14 protein-coding genes are annotated in these 15,207 nt (G+C 53.0%); 8 read left to right on the forward strand and 6 right to left on the reverse strand.

The features are described 5' to 3' along the window. Positions 1 to 18 precede the first annotated feature (18 nt). The 5 genes from modF to galM all read left to right on the forward strand — a co-directional run bounded on the left by modF (position 19) and on the right by galM (position 5,950). A complete protein-coding gene (modF, locus tag VH187_RS09275; protein WP_329701173.1) occupies positions 19 to 1,488 on the forward strand; it encodes a molybdate ABC transporter ATP-binding protein ModF in 1,470 nt (489 codons plus the stop codon). Positions 1,489 to 1,692: 204 nt separating this feature from the next. Next, positions 1,693 to 2,709, forward strand: a complete 1,017-nt coding sequence (gene galE, locus VH187_RS09280; protein WP_329701174.1) for a UDP-glucose 4-epimerase GalE — start codon at positions 1,693 to 1,695, stop codon at positions 2,707 to 2,709. Between the two features lie 9 nt (positions 2,710 to 2,718). Continuing rightward, a complete protein-coding gene (gene galT / locus VH187_RS09285) occupies positions 2,719 to 3,765 on the forward strand; it encodes a galactose-1-phosphate uridylyltransferase (RefSeq protein ID WP_329701175.1) in 1,047 nt (348 codons plus the stop codon). Positions 3,766 to 3,770: 5 nt separating this feature from the next. Beyond that, positions 3,771 to 4,919, forward strand: coding sequence for a galactokinase (gene galK / locus VH187_RS09290; protein ID WP_329701176.1), 1,149 nt, complete (start codon positions 3,771 to 3,773; stop codon positions 4,917 to 4,919). Beyond that, positions 4,913 to 5,950 carry a galactose-1-epimerase gene (gene galM, locus VH187_RS09295; RefSeq protein ID WP_329701177.1) on the forward strand — a complete coding sequence of 346 codons (1,038 nt, stop codon included), beginning with the start codon at positions 4,913 to 4,915 and terminating at the stop codon, positions 5,948 to 5,950. Before galK ends, galM begins: the two co-directional genes overlap by 7 nt. 43 nt (positions 5,951 to 5,993) lie before the next feature. On the opposite strand, the gene chbG is transcribed toward galM, so the two are convergent. The 4 genes from chbG to chbC are packed head-to-tail and all read right to left on the reverse strand — an operon-like array spanning position 5,994 to position 10,356. Further along, the gene (gene chbG, locus VH187_RS09300) at positions 5,994 to 6,740 is read right to left on the reverse strand and encodes a chitin disaccharide deacetylase (protein WP_329701178.1); all 747 of its coding nucleotides are present in this window, start codon (positions 6,738 to 6,740) and stop codon (positions 5,994 to 5,996) included. A 1-nt stretch (position 6,741) separates the two neighbouring features. Further along, on the reverse strand, positions 6,742 to 8,097 hold the full coding sequence (locus VH187_RS09305) for a 6-phospho-beta-glucosidase (protein WP_329701179.1): 1,356 nt from the start codon (positions 8,095 to 8,097) through the stop codon (positions 6,742 to 6,744). Continuing rightward, positions 8,094 to 8,954 (reverse strand): transcriptional regulator ChbR, encoded by an 861-nt coding sequence (gene chbR, locus VH187_RS09310; RefSeq protein ID WP_329701180.1) that lies wholly within the window; start codon positions 8,952 to 8,954, stop codon positions 8,094 to 8,096. Before chbR ends, VH187_RS09305 begins: the two co-directional genes overlap by 4 nt. Before the next feature lie 43 nt (positions 8,955 to 8,997). Further along, positions 8,998 to 10,356: a PTS N,N'-diacetylchitobiose transporter subunit IIC gene (gene chbC, locus VH187_RS09315; protein WP_329701181.1), complete on the reverse strand. Its 1,359-nt coding sequence runs from the start codon at positions 10,354 to 10,356 to the stop codon at positions 8,998 to 9,000. Between the two features lie 454 nt (positions 10,357 to 10,810). Between chbC and gpmA the strand changes: the two genes are divergently transcribed. Beyond that, positions 10,811 to 11,563, forward strand: coding sequence for a 2,3-diphosphoglycerate-dependent phosphoglycerate mutase (gene gpmA, locus VH187_RS09320; RefSeq protein ID WP_329701182.1), 753 nt, complete (start codon positions 10,811 to 10,813; stop codon positions 11,561 to 11,563). Positions 11,564 to 11,649: 86 nt separating this feature from the next. On the opposite strand, the gene aroG is transcribed toward gpmA, so the two are convergent. Beyond that, a complete protein-coding gene (gene aroG / locus VH187_RS09325; protein ID WP_329701183.1) occupies positions 11,650 to 12,702 on the reverse strand; it encodes a 3-deoxy-7-phosphoheptulonate synthase AroG in 1,053 nt (350 codons plus the stop codon). Between the two features lie 318 nt (positions 12,703 to 13,020). On the opposite strand from aroG, the gene VH187_RS09330 reads away from it, so the two are divergent. Continuing rightward, positions 13,021 to 13,398 (forward strand): YbgS-like family protein, encoded by a 378-nt coding sequence (locus VH187_RS09330; RefSeq protein ID WP_329701184.1) that lies wholly within the window; start codon positions 13,021 to 13,023, stop codon positions 13,396 to 13,398. 125 nt (positions 13,399 to 13,523) lie between these two features. Then, positions 13,524 to 14,468 carry a CDF family zinc transporter ZitB gene (gene zitB / locus VH187_RS09335; RefSeq protein ID WP_329701185.1) on the forward strand — a complete coding sequence of 315 codons (945 nt, stop codon included), beginning with the start codon at positions 13,524 to 13,526 and terminating at the stop codon, positions 14,466 to 14,468. Here the strand turns inward: zitB and pnuC are convergent. Further along, entirely contained in the window at positions 14,465 to 15,184 is a 720-nt protein-coding gene (gene pnuC, locus VH187_RS09340; RefSeq protein ID WP_329701186.1) for a nicotinamide riboside transporter PnuC, read from the reverse strand. The two genes, zitB and pnuC, sit on opposite strands and share 4 nt — an antisense overlap. Positions 15,185 to 15,207 lie beyond the last annotated feature (23 nt).

A 15,207-nucleotide genomic window follows, 5' to 3' on the forward strand; every position in this document is an offset into this window, starting at 1 on the left:
CATTAAACGGGATACACAATGTCATCATTGCAAATTTCGCAAGGCACGTTTCGTCTTAGCGATACTAGAACCCTCTCCATTGAGAATTTGACGCTGCGCTCGGGCGAGTCCTGGGCGTTCGTGGGTAGCAACGGCAGCGGGAAATCCGCGCTGGCCCGTGCGCTTTCCGGTGAACTCACTCTGCTCAACGGCACGCGCGAAAGTCAGTTCACGCGTACTACTCGCCTCTCTTTCGAACAATTACAGAAACTGGTTAGCGACGAGTGGCAACGCAATAACACCGATATGCTGAGCCCTGGCGAAGAAGACACGGGGCGCACTACCGCCGAAATCATTCAGGAAGAGGTGAAAGATACGGCCCGCTGCGAAGCGCTGGCTAGCCGTTTTGGTATCGGTCAGTTACTCGACCGTCGCTTTAAATACCTGTCCACCGGGGAGACGCGTAAAACGCTGCTGTGCCAGGCGCTGATGAGCAACCCCGATCTGCTGATTCTGGATGAGCCGTTCGATGGGCTGGATGTCGCCTCCCGCAAAGCACTAGCTGAGTTGCTTGCCACGCTGCATCACGAGGGATTAACCCTGGTGCTGGTGCTGAACCGTTTTGACGAGATCCCTGATTTTGTGCAGTTTGCGGGCGTGCTGGCCGACTGTACTTTACTGGGAACCGGCGCAAAACAGGCACTGCTCGAACAGGCGCTAATTGCTCAGCTTGCACACAGCGAGAAACTTTCCGGCATAGCGCTGCCAGAGCCCGATGCGCCCTCTGCACGGCTTTCATTGCCAGAAGATCAACCTCGCATCGTACTAAACAACGGAAATGTGTCGTACAACGACAAACCGATCATCAACGATCTCAGTTGGACCGTGAATCCCGGTGAACACTGGCAAATTGTCGGGCCAAACGGCGCAGGAAAATCGACGCTGCTGAGCCTCGTGACCGGCGATCATCCGCAGGGCTACAGTAACGATTTAACGCTGTTTGGTCGCCGTCGCGGCAGTGGCGAAACTATCTGGGATATCAAGAAACACATTGGTTATGTCAGCAGCAGCCTTCATCTTGATTATCGCGTCAGCACTAACGTGCGTAACGTGATCCTCTCAGGCTTTTTCGACTCGATTGGCATTTACCAGGCCGTTTCTGATAAACAGCACAAGCTGGCGCAGGGTTGGCTGGATATTCTGGGCATGGATAATCGCACCGCTGATGCACCATTCCATAGCCTTTCCTGGGGACAACAGCGGCTGGCGCTGATTGTCCGTGCACTGGTTAAGCATCCTACGCTACTGATCCTTGATGAGCCGTTACAAGGACTGGATCCGCTCAACCGCCAACTGGTCCGTCGGTTCATCGACGTGCTGATCGGCGAAGGCAAAACGCAACTGCTGTTTGTTTCTCACCACGCCGAAGATGCACCGGACTGCATCACCCATCGCCTGGAGTTTGTGACCCAGGACAATGGCTATGGGTACGCCATCGGCAAACTCTGATCAGGCCCCGGGAGCTTTGCGCTCCCGATTTTCAGATTAAGAGCATCCCCCCTTCTGACTCGCCTTGATTTATAATGCAAAAAAGCGGTGATTTGGGAATAATCCTTGCTGTGTAAACGATTCCACTAATCTATTCCGTGTCACACTTTTTTCATCTCTGTTATGCTAGTCTTATTCCATACCATATGCTTAACGGAGCGAAAAATGAGAGTACTGGTTACAGGTGGTAGCGGTTACATAGGCAGCCATACTTGCGTGCAATTACTGAAACAAGGTCACGATGTTATCATTCTGGATAACCTCTGTAACAGTAAGCGCAGCGTGTTACCGGTGATTGAACGTCTGGGCGGTAAACAACCTGTTTTCATCGAAGGCGATATTCGTAATGAAGCGTTGATGACTGAAGTGCTGCACGATCACGCGATTGACACCGTGATCCACTTCGCCGGGCTGAAAGCCGTCGGTGAATCCGTTGCTAAGCCGCTTGAATATTACGATAACAACGTTAACGGTACGCTGCGTCTGATTGCCGCGATGCGCGCGGCTAACGTCAAAAACTTCATCTTCAGCTCCTCCGCCACCGTTTACGGCGACCAACCCAAAATCCCTTACGCTGAAAGCTTCCCGACCGGCACGCCGCAAAGCCCGTATGGCAAAAGCAAGCTGATGGTCGAACAAATTCTGGCCGATCTGCAAAAAGCACAGCCAGAATGGAGCATCGCATTACTGCGTTATTTCAACCCGGTTGGCGCACATCCGTCAGGCGATATGGGCGAAGATCCGCAGGGCATTCCAAACAACCTGATGCCGTATATCGCGCAGGTTGCCGTGGGCCGCCGTGACTCTCTGGCGATCTTTGGCAATGATTACCCAACCGAAGACGGCACTGGCGTGCGCGATTACATCCACGTGATGGACCTGGCCGATGGTCATGTCACCGCCATGGAAAAACTTGCCGCCAAACCGGGCGTACATATTTACAACCTCGGCGCGGGCGTCGGCAGCAGCGTGCTGGACGTGGTGAACGCCTTCAGCAAAGCCTGCGGTAAACCGGTGAATCATCACTTCGCCCCACGTCGCGATGGCGATCTTCCAGCCTATTGGGCTGATGCGAATAAAGCTGACCGCGAACTTGGCTGGCGAGTGACCCGTACTCTGGACGAAATGGCGCAGGACACCTGGCATTGGCAGTCACGCCATCCGCAGGGCTATCCCGACTAAGGATTTGTCATGACACAATTTAACCCCGTTGATCATCCGCACCGCCGCTTTAACCCGCTCACCGGGCAGTGGATCCTGGTCTCTCCGCATCGTGCGAAACGCCCCTGGCAGGGGGCGCAGGAAACGCCAGCCAAACAAACGCTGCCGATGCATGACCCTGATTGCTTCCTGTGTCCGGGCAACACCCGCGTCACCGGGGATAAAAACCCGCAGTACAGCGGCACCTATGTCTTCACCAACGATTTCGCCGCGCTGATGACCGACACCCCAGACGCACCGGAAAGCTCAGATCCGTTGATGCGTGCGGAAAGTGCGCGCGGCACCAGTCGGGTTATCTGCTTCTCACCAGACCACAGCAAAACGCTGCCGGAACTAAGCGTCAGCGCGCTGGAAGAAGTGGTGCAGACCTGGCAAGAGCAGACCGCAGACTTAGGCCAACATTATCCGTGGGTGCAAGTATTTGAAAACAAAGGCGCGGCGATGGGCTGCTCCAACCCGCATCCGCACGGTCAGGTTTGGGCCAACAGCTTCTTACCGAACGAGGCCGAACGCGAAGATCGTCTGCAAAAAGCCTACTTCGCTGAGCAAGGTTCACCGATGCTGGTGGACTACGTGCAGCGTGAGCTGGCAGACGGCAGCCGTACCGTGGTCGAAACAGAACACTGGCTCGCGGTTGTTCCCTATTGGGCTGCGTGGCCGTTTGAGACGCTACTGTTGCCGAAAGCGCACGTGCTGCGGATCACCGATTTAACTGACGCCCAGCGCGCCGATCTGGCGCTGGCGCTGAAAAAACTGACCAGCCGTTACGACAACTTGTTCCAGTGCTCCTTCCCCTACTCGATGGGCTGGCACGGCGCGCCGTTTAATGGCGAAGAGAATTCACACTGGCAGCTGCATGCCCATTTCTATCCCCCGCTGTTGCGCTCCGCTACCGTGCGCAAATTCATGGTCGGTTATGAAATGTTGGCAGAAACGCAGCGCGATCTGACGGCGGAGCAAGCCGCAGAACGCCTGCGCGCCGTCAGTGACGTCCACTATCGCGAATCAGGAGTCTAAAAATAATGAGTCTGAAAGAGAAAACCCTGTCCCTGTTTGCTGAGAAATTTGGCTACCCTGCCAACCACACGATTCAGGCGCCTGGCCGCGTGAATTTGATTGGTGAACACACCGATTACAACGACGGTTTTGTGCTGCCGTGCGCGATTGATTACCAGACGGTAATTAGTTGCTCGCCGCGCGAGGATCGCACCGTACGCGTGATCGCTGCCGATTACGAAAATCAAACCGATGAATTCTCCCTTGATGCGCCGATCATCAGCCACGATACGCAACAGTGGTCGAACTATGTACGCGGCGTCGTGAAGCACCTGCAAAAACGCAACCCGAACTTTGGCGGCGTGGATATGGTGATCAGCGGCGACGTGCCACAGGGCGCGGGCTTGAGTTCATCGGCTTCGCTGGAAGTGGCGGTCGGTACCGTTTTCCAGCAGCTGTATCATCTGCCGCTCGACGGTGCGCAAATTGCGCTGAACGGGCAGGAGGCTGAGAACCAGTTTGTCGGCTGTAACTGCGGCATTATGGATCAGCTGATTTCCGCATTGGGTAAGAAAGACCACGCACTTCTGCTTGATTGCCGTTCGCTTGGCACCAAAGCAGTCCCGATGCCAAAAGGTGCGGCGGTGATCATCATCAATAGCAACTTTAAACGCACACTGGTTGGCAGCGAGTACAACACCCGCCGCGAACAGTGCGAAACGGGCGCGCGTTTCTTCCAGCAGCCTGCACTGCGCGATGTGTCGCTCGAACAATTCAACGCCGTGGCACACGAACTGGACCCAATTGTCGCCAAACGCGTGCGCCACGTACTGACTGAAAATGCGCGTACCGTCGAAGCCGCTTCTGCGCTGGCAAAAGGCGACCTGAAACGCATGGGCGAACTGATGGAAGAATCTCACGCGTCGATGCGTGACGATTTCGAAATCACCGTTCCGCAAATTGATACGCTGGTGGAGATTGTCAAAGCGACCATCGGCGACAAAGGTGGCGTGCGCATGACCGGCGGCGGTTTTGGCGGCTGCATTGTGGCGCTGGTGCCGGAAGAGCTGGTCCCATCGGTCAAAGAAGCGGTGGCTGCGCAATATCACGCGAAAACCGGCATTAAAGAAACCTTCTACGTGTGCAAAGCATCACAGGGAGCGGGCCAGTGCTAAACGAAACCCCAACCCTGGCCCCTGACGGCCTGCCCTTCCGCCTGTTAACCCTGCGCAATAGCGCGGGGATGGTGGTCACGTTGATGGACTGGGGCGCAACGCTGTTGTCGGCTCGCATTCCAATGAAAGACGGTTCCGTGCGCGAAGCATTACTCGGCTGCGCCAGCCCGGAACACTATCCTCATCAGGCAGCGTTTCTTGGCGCATCGGTTGGCCGCTACGCCAACCGCATCGCCGACAGCCGTTTTACGCTTGCAGGCGAGACCTATCAACTCGCGCCGAGCCAGGGACCGAACCAGCTGCACGGCGGCCCGGACGGTTTCGATAAACGTCGCTGGCGAGTGGTCAATCAAAACGATGAATCGGTGCTGTTTGCGCTGGAGTCGCCCGATGGCGATCAGGGTTTCCCTGGCAATTTGAGCGCAACGGCGCACTACCGTCTGACCGATGATAATCGCATTGCCATTGAGTACCGCGCGAAGGTGGATAAAGCCTGCCCGGTGAATATGACGAACCATGTTTATTTCAATCTCGATGGTGGTCAAAGCGATGTTCGTCTGCATAAATTGCAGATCGCCGCAGAGGCATATTTGCCGGTCGATGAAATGGGCATTCCGCGCGCGGGTCTGAAAGAGGTGGCACAAACCAGCTTTGATTTCCGGCAGGCAAAAGTTATCGCCAGCGAATTTTTAAGCGATGACGATCAGCGGAAAATGAAGGGTTACGACCACGCATTTTTGCTGTCGGGCAACGGTGAAATCTCGCAGCCTGTCGCCACATTGTGGTCTGCGGATGAGAAGTTACAGTTAAACGTCTTCACCACCGCTCCGGCGTTGCAGTTCTATTCCGGTAACTATTTGGGCGGCACGCCATCGCGTGAAACCGAGCCGTATGCCGACTGGCAAGGACTGGCGCTGGAAAGCGAATTCCTTCCCGATAGCCCAAATCACCCGGAATGGCCGCAGCCCGACTGCACCTTGTTGCCGGGTGAAGAGTACGTCAGCGTGACGGAATATCAGTTTATCGCCTGATGAGAAACAGTTTGCCCGGTCGTTTTCACGCCGGGCATCTTGCTCAAATATCGCGATAGGTTGCCAGCTGATAACCACGTTGTTCTATGGCCTGTTTCAGCGCCGGTAAAGTCAGTAGCTCCCGTTCCGTCTGGCGTTCAACGTTATAGCCGCTTTGCCTGACCACCTCATCTACAACCGCCGGATGGCACATGATTTCCAGAGTGCGTTCGTGTCGAGAAGCCGAAGAATCGAGTGCTTGTAGAAAGAAATCCTCCGTCACGTTATCGCCATAGAAATCCCGCACAAAGCCGTCGGTTCCGCGAACGCTCGTGGCATTAATCCCCTCCTCCCTGGGGATACGTAGCGGGATATCATTTTGCCACGCAAATTTGGCCACCTGCGCCCATACCTGGGGAATAAAATGAACATGATGGTGACTATCAATGTGCGTCGGCGGGCGACCAAAGAGTGATAAAAAACGCTGATACTGCGCCGCCAGTTCTTGCGCAATTTCTTCGTCCACCAGCTCACCTTGCGCGGCCGCTTCCCAGATCCATTTTCCCAAAACGCCTTCACGTACCAGAGAAGATAACGCCGTGAGCGGTTTGCCGTAGCTCAGAACAAAATGCAGCCCGACGCCTAAGGCCGGATGCTCTGCGCTCAGCCCGACCGCATGCTGAATGGCCGGTGCCGTGACCATCGCCGTTGTCGAGGTGACCACGCCATCCCGGTGCGCCTGAACAATGCCGTCGTTCACGCCTTCACACAAACCGAAATCGTCGGCATTCACGATTAAACGTTTTGTCATCTCACGCCTCCTGAGTCGCTTTGATTTCCGCAATCGCCTGCGCGAACTGCGGCAGGTGCGCCTGGTGCGCCAGCAGTAATTCACGCACTAACTGTGCCGCATCGTGGTCAGAATCGACCAGTGGATTAAGGGTGAGCGCCAGTAACGCATCATCAAATTGACCACTCAGCGCTGCACGTGCCGCTGTGATTTCAAAGGCTTTGACGGTGTGAATCAGACCGAGAACATTGTCGTCAAAGTGACGCACGCGAGGATGTGGCGTGAAACCGTTTCGCCCCAACAAACAGGTCATTTCCACCGTCCAGTCGGCAGGAATATTGTCGATGTGCCCATGATGCGGAATATTAATATAATGCTCGGTTTGCTTATCGTTATAGATAGCGTTAATCACTTCACAGGCGGCATCGGAATAATACGCCCCACCCCGTTCATCCAGCTCTGGCGGTTTAACGTGAAGTTCTGGATCTTTGTAACGCTCGAATAGCGTTTTCTCGAGCACCTGCACATTCTTAGCGCGGACGTTGCCTTTATAAAACTCCCCTAGCTCAATCGCCAGCATCTCTTTATGGCGGAAGTAATAGAGTAAATACGAACAAGGCAGCAGGTTCAGCGAACGAATTAACCCCGGCTGGAACGGTAGGCTAAAGATATTTTTGACCGATCGAGGATTCGCCTTGCCGGAGGCGACGTGCTCAAGTACTTCGGCAAAGCGCGACCTGCCATCGACTAACACTTCTTTCAGAAACACCAGATGATTAAGCCCGAAGAAGTCGAGCGAAACGCTCTCTTTTTCACCGAGCGACAGAACATCCTGCACAAACATTTTCATACCAATCGGCACGTTGCAGACACCGATAAACCGTTTGAAATCAGTGTGGCGATATACTGCTTCGGTCACCATTCCGGCTGGGTTGGTGAAGTTAATGATCCACGCCTGCGGGCAAATGGCCTGCACATCTTTAATTAAATCAAAAATAACCGGGATGGTACGCAGTCCCTTAAACAGCCCGCCAGCACCGTTAGTTTCCTGCCCTAAATAGCCATGCGACAGTGGGATCCGTTCGTCTTTTTCACGCGCCTGCAGTTGCCCGACGCGAAATTGAGTGGTGACAAAATCGGCATCCACCAGCGCTTCGCGTCGGTCCAGCGTTTTATGGATCGTCATCGGGAGCTTCGCGTGCGCCACCATCCGCTGACACAGGTCATAAATAATATCGAGCTTCTCTTTGCCTTCCTCAATATCCACCAGCCACAGCTCAGTGATCGGCAGTTCGTGGTAACGCTTAATGAAACCTTCCAGTAATTCAGGGGTGTAGCTACTGCCACCCCCAATCGTCACAACCTTCAATTTTTTCATAAGGATCCCTGTGTGCCGGACACGGCATTGAGTTCAATGGAGAATCCACCGTTGCCAGAACGGCGGCGATAATGGCCTGGTGTGAATGATGTGGCGCGCTTAAACGCATTGATAAACTGCCCCGCACTGCTAAAACCGGCGTCGAAAGCGATGTCGCCCACGGAGAAGTTAGTGGTTTCGAGCTGCTTCTTGCAGAAGTTAATGCGGATCTCGTTAATAATCTGCCCCGGCGTTTTGCCGTAATAGCGATTTGTCGCGCGGGTGAGATAAGACTGCGTTTTGCCAGAAAGAGAAATCATGTTACGCAGCGCGTTGTCGCCAAACTGCGATTTGTTGTGCATGTCCTCAATAAGTTTTCGCAACCAACGCGGGATGACATCGACTCGCGGAGTTTCTTTATAGTGCTGCAACCGGTTCACGATATAGAAGGTCAGAAGTTTATTAAATTCATCAAACTCGTTGACCTGAATATTGATCGTCGACACCGTAGATTCGATATAGGCTAAAAAATCCGGGGCGATATGATATCTCTGCGACGCCACAAAGCAGGACGGTAACAGAGCCAGATACTGTGCCTCAAAATAACGACGACTGATCCCCATATTTAAAATGCGCGCCCCACCAGGCGCATAAAAAGTCTGATGGAACGACCCTAACGGGATAAATGCGAAATCCCCTCGTTCGAGCAGCACCTGTTTACCGTTAATATCCTGGCGACAACTCCCGGTCAGCACGATAGTAAATTCATAATAATCGTGCTGATGCAGGCCACTGACGCTCTCAATTTTATCCAGCACAAAAATATGGAAATCATTGCCTTTCAGAAACTGGCTTTCATGGACAGTAGAAATTTCCACGTGCCCCCCTATGTGTAAAAGTGATATCTCGTCAGCGCATCCGTTAAAACTTCAATGCCAGGGCAATATCTTCTTCGCTTTCCTCTTCCTCAATGATGCCTTGCGCTTTATTGGCAATCACAACAAACGGCAGATAGACCAACGTTGCTACCCCAAGGTTGAACAGGGCTAATATCAGCGCGGCAACGCTACCGTTGGAGTTGAAAAAAGCCCCTAATCCCACTGGCATCGTCCAGGGGGCAAAGTTCGTTGTCGGCGGAATGAGTCCAAATGAATAGGCAGCCAGCGTAATGCCCGCCAGCAGAGGTTGAATGACCACAAAGGGGATCATCAAAACCGGATTCATAATAATGGGCAGGCCGAACAGAATCGGCTCATTGATGTTAAACAGTCCGGAAGGGAGCGCCAGCTTTGCGACCTGGCGGTAATCCGCCCGGCGTGAGGCAATGAAAATTGCCAGGATCAGACTCAACGTTGCCCCGGTTCCACCGAGAAAAACATACGACTCCAGCATCGGTCCACTCCAGAAATGGAAGGTTTTCCCCGCCGCCAGTGCCGCGTCAACTGAGCCGAACTGAGTATAAATCGCCATGTTTTCCATGCCCCAGGGGGCAAGGATCCCCTGACTCAGCGCGGTCAACGCCAACCCTCCGTGAACACCGAAAAACCACAGTAGCGAGTTAAACACAACGAAGGCCCAGCCCACCACGCTGCCCATTGCCGCCAGCGGCGTTGCAACGCTATTGAGAATTATTTGGTGGAAATTGGTTTCTGCAAGCGACAAGCCCCAGGCAATCATCCCCATCATCAGCAGAATAATAAAACCCGGGATCAGCGCCGTAAATGAACGAGATACGGAAGACGGCACACTTTCAGGTAAAGTGATCACCCAATTTCGACGCAGAATAAAGGCAAAGATTTCGGCCACCACCAGGCCAATAATCATCCCGGAGATAATATTCGCGCCACCGAGCCAGTTCGCGCCAATCGCGCTCACGCCGTTCACCGAATAGGGGGTCACCGTCATAAACGCGGCGACAGATAATAAGCCTGCCGCTAATCCATCAACCTTTCGCTCCTCAGCCAGCGCCATACCGATAAAAAAAGGCGTTAATAACGACATAATCCCCAGCGTACCGTTATACACGCTGCTGCCGATAAACTTTACCCCCTCTAATGTATTGATAGTATCCGGCGACAGACGAACACCTAAAGACCAAAAGAAAGAGCCCTCTCCAAAATTCAATAACACATTATTGATAAGGACAAACATCGCCCCGACCAGTGTAAGAGGCATTAAACGGATAAAACCATTTTTGATGGCATTGACGTGCACCTGCCGGCCTAATTTTACGGCTATCGGTAATATCAGTCCTTCCAGGGAATGAATAACTCTGCTCATTGAATTAACCCTCAAATGCCGCAGAAATGTCCGCGACAGTAATGAATGAATTGATGCGTTGACGGAAAAGGGTAAATAAATAATGACTGGTTAAAACAGGTTATTAAAAATTATCATCAGCATACCGCAGTGCCTTGTCAGCCGGTAATTAATGAGGATCAATAATTACGCCTCATTGACCTGTGAAGTTGATGCTTTTCACATTTTCACTTTTTTTTCCTCTGTCTGGCAGCAGGATAACGAAGTTGTTGATAGTCTCATGCGCGACCCGAACTGGCCTTATGGATATCGTTCAAAAACCAACCACCCTCTTCTAAAGCACATAACTACTCATTTACAAGTGTCTTACACTGGGCCACTATTTTCGCTATGGTTAGGGATATGCGTTGCCGCTGATGGTACAACGGCAATATAATGAGAATTGTTATCATTCAATCTAGTCAGGAGTCACAGTATGGCTGTTACTAAGCTTGTGCTTGTTCGCCACGGCGAAAGCCAGTGGAATAATGAAAACCGTTTCACCGGTTGGTATGACGTTGATCTGTCTGAGAAAGGTGTTGGCGAAGCGAAAGCGGCAGGGAAACTGCTGAAAGACGAAGGCTTCAGCTTTGATTTTGCTTACACCTCCGTACTGAAGCGTGCCATTCACACTCTGTGGAACGTGCTGGATGAGCTGGACCAGGCGTGGTTGCCGGTTGAAAAATCCTGGAAACTGAACGAGCGCCACTACGGTGCGCTACAAGGTCTGAACAAAGCAGAAACCGCCGAGAAATACGGCGACGAGCAGGTTAAACAGTGGCGTCGTGGCTTCGCAATCACCCCGCCAGAGCTGACCAAAGATGACGAGCGTTTCCCGGGCCACGACCCGCGCTACGCGAAACTGACCGATAAAGAGCTGCCGGTGACCGAAAGCCTGGCGCTGACCATCGATCGCGTCGTGCCGTACTGGAATGAAACCATTCTGCCACGCCTGAAAAGTGGCGAGCGCGTGATCATCGCCGCTCACGGTAACTCCCTGCGTGCGCTGGTGAAATACCTCGACAATATGGGCGAAGATGAAATCCTCGAACTGAACATCCCAACCGGCGTACCGCTGGTGTATGAGTTCGATGAAAACTTCAAACCTATCAAGCACTACTATCTGGGAAATGCCGACGAAATCGCAGCGAAAGCCGCCGCCGTCGCTAACCAGGGTAAAGCGAAGTAAGTTTTCGCCAGACGTAAAAAAAGCGTGGATCACTCCACGCTTTTTTATTGCCTGAAACAGCCTGAGAGAGTCAGGCCGTCAGGTTATTACCCGCGACGCGCTTTTACCGCATTCGCCAGTTGACGCAGCACCGCGTCGGTGTCGTCCCAGCCGATACAGGCATCGGTAATGCTTTTACCGTAGGTCAACGGCTCGCCGCTTTCCAGATTCTGGTTGCCTTCCACCAGATGACTTTCAATCATCACGCCCACAATCGCTTTTTCACCACCCGCAATCTGGCCGGACACATCGGTCGCCACTTCCATCTGCTTTTTGAACTGCTTGCTGGAGTTAGCATGGCTGAAATCGATCATCACCTGCGATGGCAGACCCGCTTTATGCAGCCCTTCTTTGACCATCGCCACATGATGTGCGCTGTAGTTCGGCTCTTTGCCGCCACGCAGAATGATATGGCAATCGCCGTTCCCGCTGGTGTTCACAATCGCGGAGTGACCCCACTTAGTGACAGACAGGAAACAGTGCGGCGCGCCTGCGGCATTGATGGCATCAATCGCTACTTTAATGGTGCCGTCGGTGCCGTTTTTGAAGCCAACCGGGCAAGACAAGCCAGAAGCCAGCTCACGATGCACCTGAGATTCGGTGGTACGTGCGCCAATTGCGCCCCAACTCATCAGGTCAGCCATGTACTGCGGCGTAATCATGTCGAGGAATTCGCCTGCCGCAGGTAAGCCGCTGTCATTGATTTCCAGCAGTAGCTTACGGGCAATACGCAGCCCGTCGTTGATCTGGAAGCTGTTGTCCATGTGCGGATCGTTAATCAGCCCTTTCCAGCCCACGGTAGTGCGCGGCTTTTCAAAATAGACGCGCATGACGATTTCCAGCTCGCCTTTCAGCTCTTCACGCAGTGCCAGCAAGCGGTTTGCATACTCTTTCGCCGCCGCCGGATCGTGAATGGAGCACGGGCCAATTACCACCAACAGGCGATCGTCATTGCCTTTGAGGATTTTGTGGATCGCCTTGCGTGCGTGAGACACCGTGTTGGCAGCATTCTCAGTCGCGGGGAATTTTTCAAGGAGTGCGACAGGAGGTAATAACTCGTTGATCTCTTTGATACGTAAATCGTCGTTCTGATAATTCATGATCTTTCCAGCTTTGCCATACTTATATAAATGAGTGCAATCCCTTCAATCTAACTCCTCCGCCAAAAAGTGTAAACGGGCTTTTACACTTGAGCCGGATAATTCCTGGAATCAGGCTAAAAAACGCCAGAATGTAGCGGTAAGTGAGATCTCCGCTACACTTTTTAAAGGTAAATGCTGAGATTTACTTAATTAACAAGATTCCAGACTGACATAAATCAGTATTGCGGAGTTTTTAGCCACTGCACGCCGTGTGCAGTGCGTTATGCACTGTTGGAAGAAGTTATCCGACGTAACGACCATAACAGGAGCATCCCCATGAAAAATAACACACTGGCAACACTTATTCTGACCGCGACGCTGTCGATGATGAGCGGCGCGGCGCTGGCCGCAGACAGCGCTTCGGATAATAACGGTCAGGCAAACTCTTCTGCTGCCGCAGGGCAAGCCGCCCCTGATGCCCAGCAGAATCGGGCCCCTAACGGCGTGGATAACGGCAATGTGAATACGCAATCGAGCGGCACAATGCTCCATCCTAATGGTTCAAGCAGCGATGCCGAACACATGAGCAAGGATGAAATTCACAAGAACACCATGTGTAAAGACGGCAAATGCCCGGATATTAACAAGAAAGTTGAAACCGGTAGCGGCATGAACAACGATGTTGATAGCAAAACCGATGGTACGTCGCAATAAACCCGTTCCGCCCTTCCACTGAACGGACAAATAAGGGGAGCAGGGCTCTCCTTATTTGTATGCGCTTTTGCTAAAAATCTGTAATGATGTCAGACACTAATTCTTAAACTTTACAGGATTTGTGTATGGCGCATTCTCACTCCCACGCCTCACCGCAACAGCCTGATGACGGCAACGCTCGTCGCCTGTTGCTGGCTTTCCTTATCACCGCCGGTTTCATGTTGGTTGAAGTCATCGGTGGCCTGGTGTCGGGCTCACTCGCACTGCTGGCTGATGCCGGGCATATGCTGACCGATGCCGCGGCGCTTTTATTTGCGCTGATGGCGGTGCATTTTGCCCGTCGCCCGGCCAATTCCCGGCACACCTTCGGCTGGCTGCGGCTGACCACGCTCGCCGCATTCGTGAATGCTATCGCTCTGGTGCTGATCACCATTTTCATTGTCTGGGAAGCCGCGATGCGTTTTCGCCATCCTCAACCCATCGCAGGCACGACGATGATGGTAATTGCGGTGGCGGGTTTGCTGGCTAATATTCTGTCATTCTGGATTTTGCATCGCGGTAGTGAAGAGAAAAACCTCAACGTCCGTGCGGCGGCGCTGCATGTGATGGGGGATTTATTGGGTTCCGTCGGCGCGATCGCTGCAGCAATCGTTATTCTGACAACCGGCTGGACGCCGATCGACCCGATTTTGTCGGTGCTCGTGTCTTGTCTGGTGCTGCGTAGCGCGTGGACATTGCTGAAAGAGAGCGTGAATGAGTTGCTGGAAGGCGCGCCAGGGTCAATGGATATTGGGGCGTTGAAACGCGGTTTACGCCGTGAAATCCCGGAAGTGCGGGATGTCCATCATGTTCACGTCTGGCTGGTCGGTGAGAAACCGGTCATGACACTGCATGTTCATGTCATCCCGCCGCACGATCACGATGCGCTGCTGGGTAAAATCCAGCACTATCTGGAACATCATTACCAGATAGCGCATGCCACAGTGCAGATGGAATACCAGCCGTGCAGCGGCCCGGAATGCCATCTCAATGAGACGTCAGCCGAACACGCACATCATCACCATCATTAACGAGATAGCGCGCGTGAACCCCGCTCACGTGCGCTGTTCATCCACATCCTGGTGCCATTGAGCGCGATAAACGTCAGCAACAGATATTCAAGCGACATGGCATAGACGCCCTGCAACGCAAAGATCACCACGCTGATGACGTTAATAATTACCCACAACACCCAGTTCTCTACGTATTTACGCGTCATCAGGATCATCGCCGCTATCGACAGCACCATCATGCAGGAATCCCAGAAGGGGAACGCATCCGGTTGCAGTTCAGGCATCACCACATTGATCCCAATGGTTTGCATGACCGACACCGCAACGCGTGTCAGGAAAGCAAAGACAGGATTAATAAAGACCGTCATCAGACCGATAGCAACGACACAAGCGGCAAGCCAGGCGAGTGCTTTCGGCAACGGTAGCCAGCGAATTTGCAGCTCTGCCTGATTTTGGCTGGTTTGCCGGGACCAGGCGTACCAGCCATAAATATTCGCTGCGAAGAAAAACAGCTGTAATAACAGACTGGCGTAGAGTTGGATCTGGAAGAAGATAATGGCGAACAGCGTCACATTCAGCAGGCCAAACGCGTAGTTGCTGATTTTCTCAAGGCTCGCCAACCAGATGCATAGCAAACCCGCTATCGTACCTACCGCTTCAATCCACGATAAATCGTAGCCACCTGCGCCGATGGGGATGTGGACCAGAATATTTTGCGTGCTAAAGAAATCCATTTTATCTCCGTCCTGCCAGCCAA

Source organism: Scandinavium sp., from assembly GCF_036271055.1.
Lineage (GTDB): Bacteria > Pseudomonadota > Gammaproteobacteria > Enterobacterales > Enterobacteriaceae > Scandinavium.